Annotated in this window: 23 protein-coding genes and 1 pseudogene; 14 read left to right on the top strand and 10 right to left on the bottom strand. The window is 76.3% G+C overall.

Features of this window, described 5'->3' with window-relative positions:
- Positions 1-15 precede the first annotated feature (15 nt).
- Positions 16-354 carry a GDCCVxC domain-containing (seleno)protein gene (locus K1J50_RS19720; protein ID WP_255575113.1) on the bottom strand — a complete coding sequence of 113 codons (339 nt, stop codon included), beginning with the start codon at positions 352-354 and terminating at the stop codon, positions 16-18.
- Complete coding sequence (locus K1J50_RS09030) at positions 347-727, bottom strand: mercuric transporter MerT family protein (RefSeq protein ID WP_220117382.1); 381 nt, start codon at positions 725-727, stop codon at positions 347-349. Before K1J50_RS09030 ends, K1J50_RS19720 begins: the two co-directional genes overlap by 8 nt.
- 85 nt (positions 728-812) lie before the next feature.
- On the opposite strand from K1J50_RS09030, the gene K1J50_RS09025 reads away from it, so the two are divergent.
- The gene (locus tag K1J50_RS09025) at positions 813-1,229 is read left to right on the top strand and encodes a MerR family transcriptional regulator (RefSeq protein ID WP_220117381.1); all 417 of its coding nucleotides are present in this window, start codon (positions 813-815) and stop codon (positions 1,227-1,229) included.
- 17 nt (positions 1,230-1,246) lie between these two features.
- Here K1J50_RS09025 and K1J50_RS09020 read toward each other — a convergent pair whose 3' ends face one another.
- Together K1J50_RS09020 and K1J50_RS09015 are read right to left on the bottom strand one after the other, a co-directional pair.
- The gene (locus K1J50_RS09020; RefSeq protein WP_220117380.1) at positions 1,247-2,077 is read right to left on the bottom strand and encodes an SDH family Clp fold serine proteinase; all 831 of its coding nucleotides are present in this window, start codon (positions 2,075-2,077) and stop codon (positions 1,247-1,249) included.
- Positions 2,078-2,098: 21 nt separating this feature from the next.
- Positions 2,099-2,836: a rhomboid family intramembrane serine protease gene (locus K1J50_RS09015; RefSeq protein ID WP_220117379.1), complete on the bottom strand. Its 738-nt coding sequence runs from the start codon at positions 2,834-2,836 to the stop codon at positions 2,099-2,101.
- A gap of 340 nt (positions 2,837-3,176) precedes the next feature.
- Here K1J50_RS09015 and K1J50_RS09010 point away from each other — a divergent pair, with 340 nt between their 5' ends.
- From K1J50_RS09010 to K1J50_RS08950, 13 genes are all read left to right on the top strand, one after another.
- Complete coding sequence (locus tag K1J50_RS09010) at positions 3,177-3,770, top strand: phosphate-starvation-inducible PsiE family protein (protein ID WP_255575112.1); 594 nt, start codon at positions 3,177-3,179, stop codon at positions 3,768-3,770.
- Positions 3,771-3,787: 17 nt separating this feature from the next.
- The gene (locus K1J50_RS09005) at positions 3,788-4,387 is read left to right on the top strand and encodes an ETC complex I subunit (protein ID WP_220117378.1); all 600 of its coding nucleotides are present in this window, start codon (positions 3,788-3,790) and stop codon (positions 4,385-4,387) included.
- Positions 4,388-4,488: 101 nt separating this feature from the next.
- Positions 4,489-5,448: an HPF/RaiA family ribosome-associated protein gene (locus K1J50_RS09000; RefSeq protein WP_220117377.1), complete on the top strand. Its 960-nt coding sequence runs from the start codon at positions 4,489-4,491 to the stop codon at positions 5,446-5,448.
- 134 nt (positions 5,449-5,582) lie between these two features.
- The gene (locus K1J50_RS08995; RefSeq protein ID WP_220117376.1) at positions 5,583-6,026 is read left to right on the top strand and encodes an Hsp20/alpha crystallin family protein; all 444 of its coding nucleotides are present in this window, start codon (positions 5,583-5,585) and stop codon (positions 6,024-6,026) included.
- Positions 6,027-6,044: 18 nt separating this feature from the next.
- The gene (locus K1J50_RS08990) at positions 6,045-6,434 is read left to right on the top strand and encodes an Hsp20/alpha crystallin family protein (RefSeq protein ID WP_220117375.1); all 390 of its coding nucleotides are present in this window, start codon (positions 6,045-6,047) and stop codon (positions 6,432-6,434) included.
- A 21-nt stretch (positions 6,435-6,455) separates the two neighbouring features.
- Positions 6,456-7,232, top strand: a complete 777-nt coding sequence (locus K1J50_RS08985; RefSeq protein WP_220117374.1) for an Hsp20/alpha crystallin family protein — start codon at positions 6,456-6,458, stop codon at positions 7,230-7,232.
- A 96-nt stretch (positions 7,233-7,328) separates the two neighbouring features.
- A complete protein-coding gene (locus K1J50_RS08980) occupies positions 7,329-7,679 on the top strand; it encodes a DUF5335 domain-containing protein (protein ID WP_255575111.1) in 351 nt (116 codons plus the stop codon).
- Between the two features lie 10 nt (positions 7,680-7,689).
- Positions 7,690-8,364, top strand: a complete 675-nt coding sequence (locus K1J50_RS08975; RefSeq protein WP_220117373.1) for an RNA polymerase sigma factor — start codon at positions 7,690-7,692, stop codon at positions 8,362-8,364.
- 199 nt (positions 8,365-8,563) lie between these two features.
- Positions 8,564-8,962, top strand: a complete 399-nt coding sequence (locus K1J50_RS08970) for a hypothetical protein (RefSeq protein WP_220117372.1) — start codon at positions 8,564-8,566, stop codon at positions 8,960-8,962.
- Between the two features lie 90 nt (positions 8,963-9,052).
- Positions 9,053-9,499, top strand: a complete 447-nt coding sequence (locus K1J50_RS08965; protein ID WP_220117371.1) for a WYL domain-containing protein — start codon at positions 9,053-9,055, stop codon at positions 9,497-9,499.
- 92 nt (positions 9,500-9,591) lie between these two features.
- Positions 9,592-10,260: a glutathione S-transferase family protein gene (locus tag K1J50_RS08960; RefSeq protein WP_220117370.1), complete on the top strand. Its 669-nt coding sequence runs from the start codon at positions 9,592-9,594 to the stop codon at positions 10,258-10,260.
- Entirely contained in the window at positions 10,257-11,159 is a 903-nt protein-coding gene (locus K1J50_RS08955; RefSeq protein WP_220117369.1) for a VOC family protein, read from the top strand. The genes K1J50_RS08960 and K1J50_RS08955 overlap by 4 nt, the downstream gene beginning before the upstream one ends.
- Positions 11,156-11,923, top strand: coding sequence for an FkbM family methyltransferase (locus K1J50_RS08950; protein WP_220117368.1), 768 nt, complete (start codon positions 11,156-11,158; stop codon positions 11,921-11,923). The genes K1J50_RS08955 and K1J50_RS08950 overlap by 4 nt, the downstream gene beginning before the upstream one ends.
- A gap of 128 nt (positions 11,924-12,051) precedes the next feature.
- On the opposite strand, the pseudogene K1J50_RS08945 reads toward K1J50_RS08950, so the two are convergent.
- The 6 genes and pseudogenes from K1J50_RS08945 to K1J50_RS08920 form a co-directional block, all read right to left on the bottom strand.
- Positions 12,052-12,207 (bottom strand): annotated as a pseudogene (locus K1J50_RS08945) (CsbD family protein); the annotation flags it as partial.
- A 141-nt stretch (positions 12,208-12,348) separates the two neighbouring features.
- Positions 12,349-13,197, bottom strand: coding sequence for an SDR family NAD(P)-dependent oxidoreductase (locus tag K1J50_RS08940; protein WP_220117367.1), 849 nt, complete (start codon positions 13,195-13,197; stop codon positions 12,349-12,351).
- A gap of 121 nt (positions 13,198-13,318) precedes the next feature.
- Positions 13,319-14,128 carry a crotonase/enoyl-CoA hydratase family protein gene (locus K1J50_RS08935; protein WP_220117366.1) on the bottom strand — a complete coding sequence of 270 codons (810 nt, stop codon included), beginning with the start codon at positions 14,126-14,128 and terminating at the stop codon, positions 13,319-13,321.
- Complete coding sequence (locus tag K1J50_RS08930; protein ID WP_220117365.1) at positions 14,125-15,156, bottom strand: acyl-CoA dehydrogenase family protein; 1,032 nt, start codon at positions 15,154-15,156, stop codon at positions 14,125-14,127. Before K1J50_RS08930 ends, K1J50_RS08935 begins: the two co-directional genes overlap by 4 nt.
- Complete coding sequence (locus K1J50_RS08925; RefSeq protein WP_220117364.1) at positions 15,153-16,280, bottom strand: acyl-CoA dehydrogenase family protein; 1,128 nt, start codon at positions 16,278-16,280, stop codon at positions 15,153-15,155. Before K1J50_RS08925 ends, K1J50_RS08930 begins: the two co-directional genes overlap by 4 nt.
- A gap of 11 nt (positions 16,281-16,291) precedes the next feature.
- Positions 16,292-17,503, bottom strand: coding sequence for a CaiB/BaiF CoA transferase family protein (locus K1J50_RS08920; protein WP_220117363.1), 1,212 nt, complete (start codon positions 17,501-17,503; stop codon positions 16,292-16,294).
- Positions 17,504-17,592: the final 89 nt, after the last annotated feature.

Raw genomic sequence — 17,592 nt, 5'->3', positions numbered from 1 at the left:
GCGCCGGCGCGGCGGTCAGTCCGGTCGCCGCCCGGAACCGGGCGCCCGCGGCCCGCACCGCCCCTCCGGCGCCGCGGACGGGGGGTCGCCGGCGTCCGCCGTGATGCCCTCCCCCGCGGCCGGGCGCCCGGGCGCAGGCGCCGCGGCGCGGCGCGCCGCCTGGACCGGCGGGCAGGGCACGTCGCCGTAGGAGCAGAACACGCAGCAGTCGCCCGGCTTCGGGCGCAGCAGCGCGCCGCAGCCGGTGCAGTCGTAGAAGAACCGGCAGGCGTCGGTCGGCATCGTCTCGGTCCGGGCGGTGCCGCAGACCGGGCAGGTGATCGTGGCCTGCAGGATCGGCGCGGCGTCAGGCATAGGCGTAGCCGGGCGCGAGCAGGACGGTGCCGAGCAGGAGGCCGGCCGCGGCGAGGCGGCGGAGGGCCGGGCGCGCCGGGCAGGCCGCCCCCGGCGCGCAGGCCGTGGCGGCGTCCGTCCGGCGCCGGCGCCAGAGCAGGAGCGCGGCCCCCGCGAGGCACACCGCGGCGGCGGCGAGCAGCAGCGTCCGGTGCGGGCCGGCGAGGAGCGCGAGGCCGAACAGCCAGGCGCCGCCCAGGCCGAGCGCGCCCGGCAGCGCCGGCAGGGCGCAGCAGGCGGCGGCGCCGAAGGCCGCGGCGAGCCCGCCCGCGGCCAGCAGCGCGGCGCCCGTCTCCCGCCCGCCGGGGCCGGGCGACGGTGACGTGTCGGGCATGGCCGCCCTCCTCTGTCCGGAACCCGGGGGCGACCCTACCGTCTGTAGCGACTACAGACTCAAGCCCCTTTCCGGGGAGGCGGCCATGGACCGGCGGAGCGGGATCGCGATCGGGGCGCTGTCGCGGCGCACCGGCTGCCACGTCGAGACGATCCGCTACTACGAGCGCATCGGCCTGCTGCCGGCGCCGGCCCGGCGGGGCCGCTACCGGCTCTACGGCGCCGCGGACGTGGCACGGCTGGCCTTCGTGCGGCGGGCGCGCGAGCTCGGCTTCACGCTGGAGGAGGTGCGCGCCCTGCTGGCCCTCGCCGCGGAGGGCGAGGGCGCCTGCGCCGAGGCGCGCGAGCTCGCCGCGGCCCACCTCGCCGACGTGCGGGCGCGGATCGCCGACCTGCGGGCGATGGAGGCGGCCCTGGCCGAGGCGGTCCGGCGCTGCGACGCGGGCGAGGCGCCGGGCTGCCCGCTGATCGGCGCCCTGTCGGGGCGGGCGGCGCCGGCCTGACCCGGCTGCGGCGCGCCTCAGCGCGGCCGCTGGCCGGGCAGCGAGCGCGGCTGCGGCAGGTACTCGACCGTGGGCAGGGTGCGCACCGGCTGCGGGTAGAGCGTCATCAGCTCCAGCACCTCCGGCGGCATCTCGGTGGAGACGCGCAGGCCCAGGGCCTGCGCCTCGGCGGGCGAGATCGGGTAGTCGTGGGTCCACTCGCCCCGGCTCAGCCGGCCGGCCAGCTCCGCCGCGCGGTCCTGCGGCATGTGCTCGGCCAGGAACTCGGTCACCGCGCCCTGCACCTGGGCGATCGCCTTGCGCCCGACATCGGCCAGGATCAGCGTCTGGTCGTCGAGCTCTCCGACCGGCTTCTGCTCGACGGCGCGCAGGATGGAGGCCGCCGGCAGGCCGTTGAGCTGCGGGTCCACCGGCCCGAGCACCGCGTGCGGGCTCATCACGATCTCGTCGGCCGCGAGCGCGATCAGCGTCCCGCCGGACATGGCGAAGTGGGGCACGAACACCGTCGTCCTCGCCTTGCGCAGCTTCAGCGCCCGCGCGATCTGCAGCGCCGCCAGCACCAGCCCGCCCGGCGTGTGCAGCACGATGTCGAGCGGCACCTCCGGGTCGGTGAGCTGGATGGCGCGCATCACCTCCTCGGAATCGTTGATGTCGATGTAGCGCATCACCGGGAAGCCGAGCAGGCGCATCGTCTCCTGCCGGTGCACCAGCAGGATCACGCGCGAGCCGCGCTTGCGCTCGATCTCGGCGATCTTGCGCTGGCGCATCGCCAGGAGCAGCCGCTGCTGGAGCACCGGCTGCAGCGAGGAGACGATCAGGAACATCCAGAACAGGTCGATGAGGCTCATCGGCAGGACCCTCGGCTGCTGTCATCTCTGGCCGCACGGGCCGAAGCCCAGCACGCCCTCGTCGGCGTACAGCGGCCGGCGGGCAGGCCGCGGCCGGCGCAGCAGGGGCACGAGGGCCCAGCCGGCCAGGAAGCCGCCGATATGCGCCCACCAGGCGACGCCGCTCTCGCCGGGCAGCAGCGCCGCCGCGGTGCCCTGCAGGAGCTGCAGCGCGAACCAGACGGCGACGTAGGTCATGGCCGGCACGGCGAAGAACACGGGCACGAACAGCACCGGCACCAGCAGGATGATCCAGGCCCGCGGGAACAGCCGCGCATAGGCGCCGAGCACGCCGGCGATGGCCCCGGAGGCCCCGAGGGCGGGAACGGTGGAGGCCGCGTTCACCCAGGCATGGGCGAGCCCGGCGGCGAGGCCGCAGGCGAGATAGAAGGCGAGATAGCGGAGGTGGCCGAGGCGATCCTCCACCGCGGCGCCGAACAGCCAGAGCGTCCACATGTTGAGCAGGAGATGCGCCCATCCCCCGTGCAGGAACATGTGGGTCAGGAAGGGCAGCCAGTCGTCCGGCGGCAGCCCCGCCGCAAGCGCCCAGGCGGGATCGGCATAGCGGGCGGGCACCAGGCCGTAGCGCCGCACGAAGGCCTCCGCCGCGCGCGGCGGCAGCGAGACCTGGAACAGGAACACGGCGACGCAGAGGCCGATCAGCGCCCAGGTGACGAACGGCGGCGCGCGCACCGGCACCGAATCGCGGACGGGAATCATCGCGCCTGCCGAGCCGCCATTCGGAATCCCTTCGCCCCCGTCCGCCGGGCCGGGGCCCGTGCGGCGTCCTGACGCGGCCGACCGCCGGTCCCCGCGGTGGTGCGCAGGCGAATCCTATGCGCCTGGGCAAGGAATTGGCAAGGGGGGCGGCGGGTCGGGGCCGGGCCGGCACCCTGCCCGCCGCGGCCGCCGCCCGCGGGAACAGGGGATGCGGCCGGCGGATCTTGGAACGGCGGCCTCCCGTCTCATCTAGAGAACGACGCCAACGTCCCGGCAGCGACCAGCGACACGGAGCCCGAACCGCCATGGCCCGCGCACGGCAACAGCGCAGGAGCGCCCCATGACGCCCGACCAGATGCAGGCGAACCGGGATGCGGCGAGCATCCCCGCTCCGCCGGCCTCCGCGCCGGAGGGTGCCGCGAGACGCTGGCCCGACGCGGCGGCGACGAGCCTGCGCCAGACCCGCGAGGCCTGGCCCGGCCTGACCGGCTACGAGCGGTTCGAGCAGGTGGCGGTGCTGGTGATCAGCGCGCTGGTCTCGGTGGTGATCGCTGCGGCGCTGATCCACCTCGCCATAAACATCGTGCTGCTGGTGCTCTACAACCTCGCCGACCCGGCCGATCAGGCGGTGTTCCAGGCCGTGTTCGGCATGGTGATGACGGTGCTGATCGCGCTCGAGTTCAACCACACGATCCTGGGCGTGCTGCAGCGCCGGCACGGCATCGTGCAGCTCCGCACCGTGGTGCTGATCGCGCTGCTCGCCCTGGTGCGCAAGTTCATCATCCTCGACGCCGCCCACACCGCGCCGCTGACCATCATCGGCCTCGCCGCGTCGGTGCTCGCGCTCGGCGCGGTGTACTGGCTGGTGCGCGACCAGGACCGGCGCGAGGCCGAGCCCGAGCCGGCGCGCGACTCGGGCGGCGCGAGCGCGTGACAGCGGAGGACGGACCGATGACGCGCGGGATGTCGCCCGAACCGACGCGAACGGCCCCCCGCGCGGCGGAGGCCCTGCGCCCGCCGCCGCGCCTTCCCGGCACCACGACGCCGCCGGCCGCGCCGCTGCCCTCCGTGCGCATCCGTCGCCTGGCGCGATCGGTGCTGCAGTCCGGCCGCGGCCGCGACCTCTGGGTCCTCGAATTCGGCCACGGCGTGCGGCCCTTCGTGGATCCGCTCACCGGCTGGACCGGCAGCGCCGACCCGCTCGCACAGCTCCGCCTCGAATTCCCGGACGCCGAGAGCGCGATCGCCTTCGCCGAGCGGCAGGGGTGGCGCTACGAGGTCGAGGCGCCGCCGCCGCGGCGGATCCGTTACCGGAGCTACGCCGACCAGCTCCGCTACGAGCTCGCCGGGGCGATCGGGAAGACGGGACCGTGGCGCGACGCCGCGGCGCCGGCCGGAGGCGGTGCGCCCGCCCGCGGCGAGCGGCCCGATGCCGTCGAGGAGGCAAGCCGCGAATCCTTCCCCGCCAGCGATCCGCCGGGCTGGACCGGACTCCGGCTCGGCGGCCACGCCGCCCCCGCCGGCGCCGCCCCCGCGCCGGGGACGGGCTGACCGCGCGGCGGCCCGCGGCCGGCCCCCGCCGCCGCTCCCGCGCCGCCCGCCGGCCCAGGACCGGCACCGAGAAGCCGAGACCACGCAACCGGAGATCCCGCATGGACGCAATGACGCCCGCCGCGGCGGAGAGCTTCCGCTGGAACATCGTCACCAAGGAGGTCCACGGCCATCCGCAGTTGCGGCAGCGGCTGCGCCGCGCCATCGCGCGGCTCGAGCGGCACCTGCAGACCTTCCCGCCCGACACGGTGCACCTGCAGATCCGCCTGGACGGCGAGGCGCAGCCGAACCGGATCACGGCGGCGCTGACCCTGCGCCTGCCCTCCAACATCCTGCATGCCGAGAAGGCGCATGCCGACGCCGCCCGGGCGGTCGAGGAGGCGGTGAGCGTGCTGGTGCGCCAGCTCGAGGCGCTGAAGGAGCGGCTGCGCCGCGAGCCCGCCTGGAAGCGCAAGGCGCGTCGCGAACGCGTCGCCTTCGCGGCCGAGCCGCTGCCGGCCGGCGCCGGGCCCGAAACCGCGGGCGAGGTCGCGCGCAGCCTGTTCGAGATGCACCGCGCGGGCCTCGCGCGCTACGCCCGCCGCCTGCTCGGCCGCGCCGCGCCGTCCCTTCCGGCCGAGCGGGTGGAGGCCGAGGTCGCGAGCCTGGTCGGCGAGGCGGCGGACAAGCTGCCGGCCCTGATGGCGGACAAGCCCGCGCGCATGAGCGAGCGCGCCTGGCACTACCGCCTGGTGCGCGAGGCGCTGCAGGCGCGGCTGCGCCGGATCGGCGCCGCACCGGCCGCGCCGTCCGCGCCGCCCGCCTCGCCCGCGGAGGCGGACCAGGCGCGCCAGGCGCTGGTGGCCGCCCTGGACCAGGCGCTCGCGGGACTGTCCGCGGCGGAGCGCGAGATCTTCGACCTGCACTTCCACGAGGGATTCGCGCCGGAGGAGGTGGCGATGGTCGTGGGGAAGCCGCCCGCCGAGGTGCGGCGGACGATCGGGATGCTCGCCGAGCGCCTCCGCGACGCGCTGCGGCACGAGGAGGCGACGGCCGCCGCGGCGGCCGGCACGGGCGCGTGAAAGAGCCGCGCGATTGACGCATGTCAAATGTCGGGGGTGGAAAGAGGGTAGACTTCCCTCCGGCACGCCGTTCTGCCGCGGCACCGCGCGGTGCCGCGCACGCCTGATCCCTCTCACCGGCAGGAGGAACCGCCATGTTCTACACCACGCCCGGCTCCGGCTGGCTCGATCCGCTGCGCGAGATGGAGCGGATGCGCCAGGAGATGGACCGCCTGTTCGGCGAACTGATGCCCACGCTGCGGCGCGAATTCCCGCCGATGAACATCTGGGCGGGCGAGAACGGCGTGGTGGTGACCGCGCAGGTCCCGGGCGTGCGGCCGGACGATCTCGAGATCACGGTGCACGAGAACACGCTGACGCTGAAGGGCCGGCGCGAGCCCGATCCGCAGGCCGCGGCCCCGGACGTCGCCTACCACCGGCAGGAGCGCAGCTACGGCAGCTTCGCGCGCACGGTGGCGCTGCCCTTCCGCGTGGATCCGGAGAAGGTGAACGCGCGCTTCGACAACGGCATCCTCACCGTGGAGCTGCCGCGCCCCGAGGCCGACAAGCCGCGCCGCATCCAGGTGAAGAAGGCCTGAGGCAGGGAGAGCCGAACCATGTCCGAGCAGACCGCCGCCACACCGGCCCAGACCCAGCCCGAGACGACGCGGAAGGTTCCGCTCCGCTCGCCGGTGACCGACATCTACGAGACGCGGGACGCACTGGTCCTGCTGATGGAGATGCCGGGCGTGGACGCGAACGACGTCGAGATCGCGGTGGACAACCGCGTGCTGACCGTGACCGGCCGCAGCTCGGCGAAGGCGCCGCCCGGCTGCACCCTGGTGCACGCCGAATACCGCGACGCCGACTACCAGCGCGCCTTCACCCTCTCCGACGCCGTGGACCCGTCGCGGATCGACGCCGTGGCGGCGGACGGCGTGCTGCGGCTTACGGTGCCGAAGGCGGCGCCCGAGCCGGCGCGCCGGATCGCGGTGCGGCGGGCCTGAGCGGCGCGGGAGGAGCGCGCCGTGGCGCGCCGGGCCATCGTGCCGCTGCCGGCGGAGGGCCATGACGTCCTCCTCCCCCGGCCGCCGGACCCCCTCGGCGGCCTGGAGGCGGCGCTCGCGGAGATGCGGCGCCGCCTGGCGGAGATCGAAGCCCTGGCCGCTGCCGGCCCGCCGGGCTTCCGCTTCGCGGTCGAGGAGGACCGGGACGGCAACCTCACCGTCCGCGCCGAGCTGCCCGGCGTCGAGGAGGAGGACATCGACGTCCTCCTCGCCGACGGCCTCCTCACCATCCGGGCCGAGCGCCGCTTCGCGGCGGCCGCCCGCGGCGACCGGCGGGAGGAGGGCTGCGCCCTGCTCGAGCATTCGGTCCTGCTGCCGCCGGGCGTGGACCGCGATCGCGCCGAGGCGACGCTGCGGAACGGCGTGCTGACGGTGGTGCTGCCGCGCCGGCAGGAGCCGCCGCCGGGCGCGCGGCGCATCCCCGTCCGCGCCGCGGAAGGGCGGCAGGACGCCCTCGCCCGCTACCGCGACGAGCTCGGCCGCCTCCGGGCGCGGCTCGAGGAGCTGCGGGAGCGGGCCGGAAAGGCCGGCGAGTCCCTCGCGGAGGGGCTGAAGCGGCGGCTCGCGGAGCTGGAGCGGGCCGCCGACCGGTTCGCCGAACTGCTCAAGGAGGTGGAGGCCTCCGGCGAGCGCGCCTGGTCGCGGCTGCGCAGCCGCCTGGAGGCCGGCTGGCACGAACTGGCGCAGCGGATTGCCCGCCTGCGGGACGGGGCCGGTCATGGACCGGGCAGGGACTGACGCGACCGTCCGGCGTTGTGGCCGACGCGCGGCGGGGGGCTCCGGCGCCCGCCCGGCAGGCCGGCATTCGCGGCCAGCAACCGAACGGAAGGAAGGATGACGATGCGCTCGCGCAAGCTCGAACGGTCGGAGTGGAAGCCCTATTCCGACCGCGTTTCCAAGGCCCTCGTCGGCAAGCGCGCCGAGGTCGAGGTGGTGAGCCTCGACCTCGGCCACCAGGTCCAGGCCGAGTGGCTGCCGATCTACGGCATCACCTTCGACCCCAAGGACAACCTGTTCGAGATCGCGCTGGAGGGGCTCGATCACCTCATCCGCGCGCCGCAGGAAGTCTATGTCCTGGAGGGACCGGAAGGCCTCGAGAGCGTCGAGATCGTGGACGCGGACGGCCGGCGGCAGATCGTGCGGCTGAAGGAGCCCCTCGCGCTGCCGCCGCCGGAGAAGGCCTGAGGGGCCGGCCATGTCCGCCGAACCGCCCCCCCCGCGCCCGGCGGGCGAAACCGGGCCGCACGGCGCCGCGCCGCAGGGGGAGGCGCAGGAAAAGGAGGCCTTCCGCGCCCAGGTCGAGCCGCATCTCGACGAGCTCCTCTCGGCCGCGAGGCACGAGCTGGAATACCGCCAGGCGGTCGGGGACCTCACCCTGGACGACCTCACGGCCGAGGAGCTGGTGGGCGAGACGCTGGCCCGCGCCTGGCGCGACCGGCACCGGCGCCCGCCGCTGCTCGGCCTCCGCCCCTGGCTGCTCGGGCTGCTGTTCCGCGTGGCGGACAGCCTCGCCCGGCAGGAGGCGCGGCGGCGCGAGGCGGCGGCGGTGTCCCTCGAGGCCCCGGTGCCGCCGGAGCCCCTCTACGACGACGACGAGTCCTTCTGGGAATGGTACCAGCCGGACGAGAGCACGCGCTGGGAGGACGTGATCCCGGCCGCCGCGGCCACGCCCGAGCAGATCGTCGCCGCCCTCGAACGCAAGGAGGGACGGGCGCTGCCGCGGACCGCGCGGCGGCTCCTGCTGCTCACCGGCGTGCACCGGCTGTCGGTCGCGGAAGCCGCCAGCGCGCTGCACATCGAGGCGGCCGAGGCGGCGCGGCTGCTGGCGGAGGCGCACCGCGCGCTCGGCAGCCGGAAGAAGCGGGACTGACGGGCCCGCAAGCGGGCCGGCCCCGCCTTCCGTCCCGCGCGGCGGCGGCGCCCGCCCGGGGCGCGCTCGCTGGACAGGGCGCGCGGAGGGCGAAATCATTCCGGCGGCATGCGCGTTCTTCTCCCGCTCGGCCGCTCTCCTCCCGCCGTGCGCCCCGCCCGTCCTCGCGCAGACGGGCCCCGGCCCGCTCCGCTGGCGCGTGCCGGACGCGACCGGCGAAGCGGCCTGGCGGGCGCTGCGCGCGGAGGATCCGGACCTCGCCGCCGATGCCCGGGCGGCGCGCTTCCGCCCCGCGCGCGGCCTGCGCCAGATCGCGGTTGACCTCGACGGCGACGGCCGGGCCGAGGTGCTGCTCCGTCTCGACCTCCCCGGCTGGTGCGGCACCGCGGGATGCGCGGTCTTCGCGCCGACCCGCGGCGCGAACGGCGCCTGGCGCGAGGTGTGCCTGACCAACGCCCATGTCGAGGACGGCATCCGCCTGCGCCCGCGCGACGCTCCGGGCTGGCGCGGCTTCGATGCGACGGCGCGCGTCACCTTCGAACGCGGGCCCGACGGCAGCGTGACCTGCAAGGAGGACCCGCTGCCCCGCCGGCGCTGAGCCTCCCGCCGGTGCCGCCGCGGCCCTTCTCCTGCAACCCGCGCGGCCGGGCGGATGGTTCGGAAAACCGTCCGTTCCCTCGCTGCAAGCGTGGTTCCGCGCGGGTTTCCGCGCCTCGAATCCGGCGAAGATATATCCGGGCCATGGCCCGCCGCGCCCGCGCCGCCCCTGGCCGCGGCGGCGCAGCCGGAGGACGACGGGCATCGCGACCACGACGATCCCCGCCTCGCGCGGCGCGCCGCCTGGCTGGGCGCGGCGGTCCGCGCGCACCGCGCGCTGTACCTGCTCTACGGCGGGTCCTGGCGCGTGGTGCATCCGCACGCCGTCGGGCGGACCGCGCGCGGCAAGCTCGTCCTGCTCGCCTGGCAGACCGCGGGCCTCGGCCGCTCCGGTTCGCGCGAAGGCTGGCGCATGTTCGACGTCGCCCGCATCGACGGCGCCGAGGAGCTGCGCGCCACCTTCGCCCCGCGCCCCCGCACGCCGCGCGCCGGCGCGGCCTGGACGCCCGGCATCAGGCGCCCGATCTCCGCGCTCTGACGCGGGGGCGGCGGCCGCGCCGGCACCGGCTTCGTCCCGCGCCCGGCGCATGGCATGGTGCGCGCCCCCATCGCGAAGGAGGCCGCCTTTCCATGCCCGCAGGCCGTCTCGTCCTCGGCACCCGTCGCTACTCGTCCTGGAGCCTGCGCGGCTGGCTCGCCGTGCGCCTCGCCGGCCTCGACGTCGAGGAGGTGGTGCTGCCGCTCGGCGCCGAGGGGACCCCGGCGATCAAGGCCGCGACGCCGAGCGGCCTCGTCCCCTATCTCGAGCACCGCGGCGCGCGGGTGTGGGAGAGCCTCGCCATCGCCGAGTACTGCGCCGAGCAGAAGAGCGGCCTCTGGCCCGCCGATCCCGCCGCGCGCGCCCACGCCCGCAGCATCGCCGCCGAGATGCACGCCGGCTTCCGCGCCTTGCGCCAGGCGATGCCGATGAATCTCGGCCGCACCTTCCCGGGCGGCGGCCGCACGCCGGAGGCGCTCGCCGACATCGCGCGCATCGAGGCGATCTGGCGCGAGGCGCTGGCCGCCTCCGGCGGCCCGTTCCTGTTCGGGCGCGAATTCGGCCTCGCCGACGCGATGTTCGCCCCGGTGGTGACGCGCTTCCTCACCTGGCAGCCGGAGCTCGCGCCGGCGAGCCGCGCCTACGTCGCGGCGGTGCGCGCCCATCCGCTGATGGAGACGTGGTACGCGGCGGCGCTCGCCGAGCCCGCGGCCTGGCTGCTCGACAAGTACGAGAACCCGCCGGGGGCGGTGTCGCGATGAGCACCGTGCTCGCCCTCGACCATGTCGGGGTCGCGGCGCGCGACCTCGCCCCGCTCGCCGCCGCCTACGAGCGGCTCGGCTTCACCCTGACGCCGGTGGCGCAGCAGAGCGGGCGGCGGCGGCCCGACCTGCCGGTGGAGCGGTTCGGCACCGGCAACCGCTGCGCCTTCCTCCGCCACGGCTATGTCGAGCTGATCGCGATCCTCGACCCCGCGCTCCACGACAACGGCCTCGGCGCCTTCCTCGCCCGCTACCAGGGGATGCACATCCTGGCGCTGGCGATGGCGGACGAGCAGGCGAACCTCGCGCGCCTGCGCCGTGCCGGCGTGCCGATCCCGGGCGTCGCCTACCTGGAGCGGCCGGTGGAGGAGGGCGGGCCGGTCGCCCGCTTCGCCCGCCTGCCCTTCCCCGACGCGCCGGAGGGCCGCATCCAGCTCATCCGCCACCTGACGCCGGAGCTGCTGTGGCAGGAGCGCTGGATGGACCACGCCAACCGCGCGGTGGCGCTGGAGGCGGCGATCCTGGTCGCCGCCGCCCCGGCGGAGAGCGCGGCGCGGCTCTCGCGCCTCGCCGGCCTGCCGGTCGAGCCCGACCCCGCCGGCGGCTTCGCGCTGGCGCTGCCGGGCGCGGCCGGCGCGGCCGGGCCGCGCGCGCCGGCGATGGAGACCCGCGTGCGCATCCTGACGCCGGAGGGGCTCGCGCGCGTGCTGCCCGGCATGGCGCCGCCGGCGCTGCCGGCGATGGCCGGAATGGTGCTGCGCACGGCGGACGGCAACGCCGCCGTGCGGCGCCTGCTCGCCGGGCTGCCGCTGCGCGCGGCGCCGGAAGCGGCGGCGGGCGGGCTGATGGTGCCGCCGGAGCACGCCGGCGGCGCGGCGGTGGTGTTCGCGCCGGCATGAGCGCCGCCGCGGCGATCGGCCGCAGCCTGCGCACCTACTACGCGCCGGGGCGGGCGGCGCGGCTCGATGCCTTCCACGCGCGCTTCCTCGGTCCGGGCGAGCTCGCCTTCGACATCGGCGCCCATGTCGGCGACCGCACCGCGAGCTTCCGCCGCCTCGGCGCCCGCGTCGTCGCGGTCGAGCCGCAGCCGCGCCTCGCGCGGCTCCTGCGTCTCCTGTTCGGGCGCGATCCCGGCGTCGTGCGGGTGGAGGCGCTGCTCGGCGCGGCGCCGGGCGAGGCGGTGCTCCGGCTCAACACCGCCAATCCGACCGTCGCCACCGCCTCCGCGTCCTTCATCGCCGCCGCCTCCGGCGCGCCGGGCTGGGAGGACCAGGTGTGGGACGCGGCGATCGCGCGGCCCGTCACCACGCTGGATGCGCTGATCGCGGCGCACGGCGTGCCGGCCTTCGCCAAGATCGACGTCGAGGGCCACGAGGCCGCAGTGCTCGCCGGCCTGTCGCGCCCGATCCGGACGCTCTCCTTCGAGTTCACCACCATCCAGCGCGCCGTGGCGCGGGAATGCCTCGCGCGCCTTGCCGCGCTCGGCTACCGCGCCTTCAACGCCTGCCTCGGCGAGACGATGGCGTTTGCCCACGCGGCGCCGCTCGACGCCGCGGCGATGGCCGCCTGGATCGCCGCCCTGCCGCACGCGGCGAACAGCGGCGACGTGTATGCGAGCCTCGGACCGGCACGGCTGCGCCGGGCGCCGAGCGACGGCGCGTGACCCGGCAGCGCCCGCCCGCAGCCCGCGGGAGGCCGGGCATGGCGCCGGCCCCCCGCGGCGCGGTCGTCACATCCCCGGCTCGCGGCGGCTCGGGGCGGACTGCTCCCGGGCCTTGAGCGTTCCGCCTCCTCCTTCGCGTAGCCGTAGCGCTCCTGCAGCCGGCCGATCAGCTCGTCGCGATGCTCCTCGATGCGGGTGAGGTCGTCGTCGGTGAGCTTGCCCCCCTGCTGCTTCACGCGGCCCTTGAGCTGATTCCAAATGCCTTTGATCTGTTCCCAGTTCATCCGGATGCTCCTGTGGACGGTCGGCCCAGCCGCACCAACGAGCGCGGCGGCACGGCGTTCCGCCGCCCCGCGCGTGCCGCGCCGGATGCCGCCCGGGAGCCGGCTCCGCCCCACTCGGGCGCGCGGCCGAGGACCCGGTCCCTACCGCGGCGCGCCGTCCGGCACCGGCGAGCCGCGATGGGTGGTGCCGGAGGAGCGGCCCGAATCCACCGGCAGGGTGTGCCCGGTGATCCAGCGCGCCGCCGGCGAGGCGAGGAACGCCACCGCCTCGGCGACATCCCACGCCGTGCCCTCGGTCTTGAGCAGCCCCATCTCGCGCCGGAAGCGCCGCAGCTCCTCCGACATGCCGCGCGCGGCGACCATCGGCGTGTAGACGTAGCCCGGCGCCACCGCGTTGACGCGGATGCCCTCCGGCCCGTGGTGCGAGGCCATGGCGCGCGTCATCTGCACGATCGCGCCCTTGCTCGTCGGGTAGAGCAGCCCGGGGTGGCCGCCCTGGAGGCCCGCGATCGAGGCGAGATTGACGATCGCCCCGCCGCCCGCCTTGCGCATCTCCGGGATCGCGTACTTCGACATCAGCATGATCGAGGCGACGTTGACGCGCATGGCGTGGTCCCAGGCCGCCGGGTCCACCTGCGTCGCATCGCCCGGCGGGCCGGAGATGCCGACGTTGTTGACCAGGATGTCGAGCCGGCCCCAGCGCGCGACCGCCGCCTCGACCGCGGCGCGGCACTGCGCCTCGTCGGCGACGTCGCAGATCCGCGTCGCGTACTCGCCGCCCTCGGCGGCGATCATGCGCGCGGTCGCCTCCATCCACTCCGGCTGGATGTCGGTCAGCAGCACCCTGGCGCCGCGGCGGGCGAGGAGGATGGAGATGGCGCGGCCGTTGCCGATGCCCTCGCCGCGCGAGCCGGCGCCGGTGACGATGGCGACCATGCCGGCGAGGCGGGTGGCGTCGTGGGGGTGCCGGTAGGGTTCGGGGTCGGACATGGCGCTCCTCCTGCGCGTGCGGCGATGCGGCGCGGCCGGCCGCGGCGCGCCAAGACTGCGCCGCGCCGGCGGGCGCGTCCACCCGGGCGGCGGCGCGCCGCGGCCTCTCCGCTGAGGCCGCTCAGCGCCCCTCGAAGCGCGGCGCGCGCTTCCCGAGCAGCGCGTCCACCGCCTCGGCATGGTCGCGCGTGCCGTGCGCCAGCGCCTGGAAGGCGGCGGAGAGCTCGAGCAGGGTCGAGAGCCTGGTGTGCTGCGCCTCGCGCATCAGGCGCTTGGTCATGCGCACCGCCTGCGGCGGGTTGGCGGCGATCTTCGCGGCCAGCGCGCGCGCCGCGGGCATCAGCTCCGCCTCCGGCACCACGCGGCTGACGAGGCCGCAGGCGAGCGCGGCCTGCGCATCCAGGGTCTCGCCGGTGAAGCTCATCTCCATCGCGCGCGAGAGGCCGACGGCGCGCTGCAGCAGCCAGGCCCCGCCGTCGCCCGGCACGATGCCGACGCGCACGAAGCTCTCGGCGAAGCTCGCGCGCTCGCTGGCGATGCGGATGTCGCACATGCAGGCGAGGTCGAGCCCGGCGCCGATCGCCGGGCCGTTCACCGCGGCGATGGTCGGCACGTCGAGCTCGTAGAGGGCGAGCGGGATGCGCTGGATGCCGCGGCGGTAGCTCTCGCGGATCTCGGCGCCGGTGTCGCCCGCAGTGATGCCGGTGCGCGCCTTCATCCCCTTGAGGTCGCCGCCGGCGCAGAAGGCGGGCCCGGCGCCGGTCAGGATGACCGCGCGCACCGAATCGTCGTGCTGGATGCGCTGGCAGGCGGCGACGATCTCCTCGCACTCCTCGCGGGTGGAGATGGCGTTGCGCTTGTCCGGCCGGTTCAGGGTCAGGGTGACGATGTGGCCGTCGCGCTCGACGCGCAGGAAGGGTTCGGCGGTCATGGGATGGGGTCCTGGTCGTCGCGGGCGGTGAGGAAGGGCCACAGCATGGCGCCGCCCAGCGCCTGCACCTCGCGGCCGAGGCGCGCGGCCCAGTAGCGTTCGGTGCCCGCCTCCTCGCGCCAGGACCAGAGGCGGCGCGTCAGGTGGTGCAGCGGGTGCTCGGCGGTGAAGCCGATGGCGCCGAACACCTGGTGCGCGATGGCGGCGCCGGTGCCCGCCGCCTCGCCGGCGACGATCTTGGCGCAGCCGATCTCGAAGGCGGCGGCGGCGAGTCCGTGGCGGTCCACCGCGCGGCAGGCGCGCTCCGCCGCCACCTGCGCCGCCGCGGCCTCGCCGGCGAACACCGCGAGCTGCTGCTGGATCGCCTGGAAGCGCCCGATCGGCCGGCCGAACTGCCGGCGCGTGCCGGCGTAGTCCACCGCGAGGTCGAGCGCGGCGGCGAGCGCCCCCGCCATCTGGCAGGCGCGCAGCAGGGCGAGGCCGGAGGCCGCCGCCTCGCCGCCGAGGCGCTCGGGCAGCGGCGCCACGCGCAGCACCACCCCGCCGGGCGACGCGGAATCGCGCGGCTCGCCGGCCAGGTTGGCGCCCGGCGTCCAGGTCACGCCGGCGGCGTCGCAGAGCGCGACGGTCTCGCCGTCGCAGCAGGCGACATGGCGCACATGCCGCCCCCACGGCACCCGCTCGCCGCCATTGGCGGTGAGCGAGAGCGGTCCCGCCGGCGGGGCGATGCCGACGGCGGCGAGCAGGGCGGCGGCGAGCATGGTCTCGCCCATCGGCACCGGCGCGCCGTGGCGGCCGAGCGCGACGAACACCCGGCCCGCCGCCTGCCAGCCGAGCCCCGCTCCGCCCATCGCCTCCGGCACCAGGGCGAGCGGCAGGCCGAGCTCCTCCAGCGCGTCCCACAGCGGCCCCGGCCACTCGCCCCGCTCGATCGCGGCGAGGGTGGCGGCATCGCAGCGCGCGGCGAGCAGGCGCCCGACCTGCCCGGCGAGCAGCGCGCCCGGATCGGCGTCGTGCGTCGCGCTCATCGCAGCCCCAGCCCGCGCGCGATGATGCCGCGCAGGATCTCGCGCGTGCCGCCGCGCAGCGAGAAGGTCGGCGCCACCTGCGTGACGCAGGCGTGCAGGCGGCGCAGCTCCTCCGGCGCGTCGGCGACGTCGAGCAGGTCGCGCAGCCGCTCCGGCACCGCCTGCTCGAAGGCGCCGCCGAGATCCTTGACCAGCGCCGCCTCGACCGCCGGCGTCCGGCCCTCCTCCAGCATGCCGGCGACCGAGAGCGACATGGCGCGCAGGGTGGCGAGCCGCGCCACCAGGCGGCCGAGCGGCACCGGATCGGCCGCCACCTCCACCGCGGCGGCGAGCAGCGGATAGCTGGAGAGCACGCGCTCCGGCCCGCTGCGCTCGAGGGCGAGCTCCGCGGTCGCCTGCGCCCAGCCCGCGCCCTCGCGCCCGATCAGCGCGTCCTCCGGCAGCAGCACGTTGTCGAAGGTAACCTCGGCGAAGCCCTCCTCGCCCGTCAGCTCGCGGATCGGGCGGATCGCGATGCCGGAGAGGCGGAGGTCCACCAGGAACTGCGAGAGCCCGGCATGGCGCGGCTCCCCCTCCCCGGCCGGCGCGGTGCGCGCCAGCGCGATCATCCAGTCGCAGAGATGGGCGAAGCTGGTCCAGACCTTGCGCCCGTTGAGCCGCCAGCCGCCCGGCACGCGCTCCGCCCGCGTGCGCAGGCCGGCGAGGTCGGAGCCGGCATCGGGCTCGGAGAGGCCGATGCAGAACGCCGCCTCGCCGCGCGCGATGGCGGGCAGGAGGCGCATCCGCTGCGCCTCCGTGCCGTAGCGCAGCAGCAGCGGGCCGGACTGGCGGTCGCCGATCCAGTGCGCGCCGACCGGGGCGCCGGCGGCGAGCATCTCCTCGAGCACGACGTGGCGCTCGAGCGCGCTGCGCTCGCCCCCGCCGTAGCGCCGGGGCCAGGTCATGCCGATCCAGCCGCGCGCGCCGACGGCGCGGGAGAAGGCGCGGTCGAAGCCCATCCAGGAGCGGCCGCGCACCTCCGGAGTCCAGCCGCGGCCGTGCTCGGCGAGGAAGGCGCGCACCTCGCGCCGCAGCGCGGCGCTGCCGGGCGGGGCGTCGCGCAGGTCGAAGCGCAGGCCGGGCATCCGCCCCTCCCTCACACGATGCCGGCGGCGCGGGCGGCGGCGATCTCCGCCTCGCTCATGCCGGCCCACTCGGCCAGCACCGCGTCGGTGTGCTCGCCCGGCGTCGGGACGCCGCGGCGGTATTCGGCCGGCGTGGCGGAGAGGCGCATCGGGCTCGCCAGCACGCGCACCCTGCCCGCGGTGCCGCGGTGCGGGACCTCGACGATCATGCCGCGCGCCCGGATGTGCGGGTCGTGCTCGATGTCGGCCGGGGTGTTGATCGGGCCGGAGGTGATCTTCGCCGCGCGCAGCCGCTCCAGCCACTCGGCGCGCGGGCGCGTCGCCATCGCCTCGCGGATCATGCCGAGCAGCAGCTCGCGGTTCGCCACGCGGTCGCGGTTGCGGCGGAAGCGCTCGTCCTCGGCCCATTCGGGATGGCCGAGCGCGGCGGCGAAGCGCACGAACTCGCGGTCGTTCAGCACCCCGATCACCAGCTTCGCGTCGGAGCCGGAGAAGACCCCGTAGGGCACGGCGACGTGCGACTCGTTGCCGCTGCGGCGCACCAGGACGCCGGCGTTGAGCCAGGCCGACATCGGATGCTGCAGCAGCGCCGTCATGGTCTCGAACAGCGAGACCTCGACCTGCTGCCCCTCTCCCGTGCGCTCGGCGTGGCGCAGCGCGGCGAGCACGGCGATCGCCGCCGCCTGGCCGGTGAACATGTCCGCGACCGGCACGCCGACGCGCTGCGGCCCGCCGCCCGGGGCGCCGTCCGGCTCGCCCGTCACCTCCATCAGCCCCGACATCGCCTGGGCGACGAAGTCGTAGCCCGAGCGGTCGGCGTAGGGCCCGCTCTGGCCGAAGCCGGAGATCGAGCAGTAGACGAGGCGCGGGTTGACCGCGCGCAGGCTCGGCCAGTCGAGGCCGTACTTCGCGAGCGTCCCGGGGCGGAAATTCTCGAGCAGCACGTCGGCCCGCGCCGCCATCCGCCGGAGGATCGCCGCGCCCTCCGGCCGGGCGAAGTCGAGCGAGAGCGAACGCTTGTTGCGGTTGAGCGCGACGAAATAGGTGGAGTCCTCGCTGCCCGGCACGAAGGGGGGGCCGAGCGCGCGCAGGTCGTCGCCGTCGCCGCGGCGCTCCACCTTCACCACCTCGGCGCCGAGGTCGCCGAGCGTCTGCGCGCAGAGCGGCCCCGCCACCACGCGCGTGAGATCCAGAACGCGCACGCCCTCGAGCGCCCCGGCCATGCCGATCCGTTCCCCTTTCCCGGTCGCGGCGCAAGGTGGACCGAATGCGCGCGCGCGAAAAGCCCATCCGGACGAAAATCGCGCGCGGC

Source organism: Caldovatus aquaticus (assembly GCF_019458025.1).
GTDB classification, from domain to species: Bacteria; Pseudomonadota; Alphaproteobacteria; order Acetobacterales; family Acetobacteraceae; genus Caldovatus; species Caldovatus aquaticus.
The sequence above is the reverse complement of the archived record's forward strand: the minus strand, read 5'-3'. Positions and strand labels throughout refer to the sequence as shown.

Bases quoted from the DNA above. Each gene is read 5' to 3' on its own strand.
- K1J50_RS08955 (WP_220117369.1), top strand. From the start codon at position 10,257: ATGAGCACCGTGCTCGCCCTCGACCATGTCGGGGTCGCGGCGCGCGAC.
- K1J50_RS08950 (WP_220117368.1), top strand. From the start codon at position 11,156: ATGAGCGCCGCCGCGGCGATCGGCCGCAGCCTGCGCACCTACTACGCG.
- K1J50_RS09000 (WP_220117377.1), top strand. From the start codon at position 4,489: ATGGACGCAATGACGCCCGCCGCGGCGGAGAGCTTCCGCTGGAACATC.
- K1J50_RS19720 (WP_255575113.1), bottom strand. From the start codon at position 354: ATGCCTGACGCCGCGCCGATCCTGCAGGCCACGATCACCTGCCCGGTC.
- K1J50_RS09005 (WP_220117378.1), top strand. From the start codon at position 3,788: ATGACGCGCGGGATGTCGCCCGAACCGACGCGAACGGCCCCCCGCGCG.
- K1J50_RS08995 (WP_220117376.1), top strand. From the start codon at position 5,583: ATGTTCTACACCACGCCCGGCTCCGGCTGGCTCGATCCGCTGCGCGAG.
- K1J50_RS09010 (WP_255575112.1), top strand. From the start codon at position 3,177: ATGACGCCCGACCAGATGCAGGCGAACCGGGATGCGGCGAGCATCCCC.
- K1J50_RS08960 (WP_220117370.1), top strand. From the start codon at position 9,592: ATGCCCGCAGGCCGTCTCGTCCTCGGCACCCGTCGCTACTCGTCCTGG.
- K1J50_RS09015 (WP_220117379.1), bottom strand. From the start codon at position 2,836: ATGATTCCCGTCCGCGATTCGGTGCCGGTGCGCGCGCCGCCGTTCGTC.
- K1J50_RS08925 (WP_220117364.1), bottom strand. From the start codon at position 16,280: ATGCCCGGCCTGCGCTTCGACCTGCGCGACGCCCCGCCCGGCAGCGCC.
- K1J50_RS08990 (WP_220117375.1), top strand. From the start codon at position 6,045: ATGTCCGAGCAGACCGCCGCCACACCGGCCCAGACCCAGCCCGAGACG.
- K1J50_RS09020 (WP_220117380.1), bottom strand. From the start codon at position 2,077: ATGAGCCTCATCGACCTGTTCTGGATGTTCCTGATCGTCTCCTCGCTG.
- K1J50_RS08975 (WP_220117373.1), top strand. From the start codon at position 7,690: ATGTCCGCCGAACCGCCCCCCCCGCGCCCGGCGGGCGAAACCGGGCCG.
- K1J50_RS09030 (WP_220117382.1), bottom strand. From the start codon at position 727: ATGCCCGACACGTCACCGTCGCCCGGCCCCGGCGGGCGGGAGACGGGC.
- K1J50_RS08930 (WP_220117365.1), bottom strand. From the start codon at position 15,156: ATGAGCGCGACGCACGACGCCGATCCGGGCGCGCTGCTCGCCGGGCAG.
- K1J50_RS08935 (WP_220117366.1), bottom strand. From the start codon at position 14,128: ATGACCGCCGAACCCTTCCTGCGCGTCGAGCGCGACGGCCACATCGTC.
- K1J50_RS09025 (WP_220117381.1), top strand. From the start codon at position 813: ATGGACCGGCGGAGCGGGATCGCGATCGGGGCGCTGTCGCGGCGCACC.
- K1J50_RS08940 (WP_220117367.1), bottom strand. From the start codon at position 13,197: ATGTCCGACCCCGAACCCTACCGGCACCCCCACGACGCCACCCGCCTC.
- K1J50_RS08980 (WP_255575111.1), top strand. From the start codon at position 7,329: ATGACGATGCGCTCGCGCAAGCTCGAACGGTCGGAGTGGAAGCCCTAT.
- K1J50_RS08920 (WP_220117363.1), bottom strand. From the start codon at position 17,503: ATGGCCGGGGCGCTCGAGGGCGTGCGCGTTCTGGATCTCACGCGCGTG.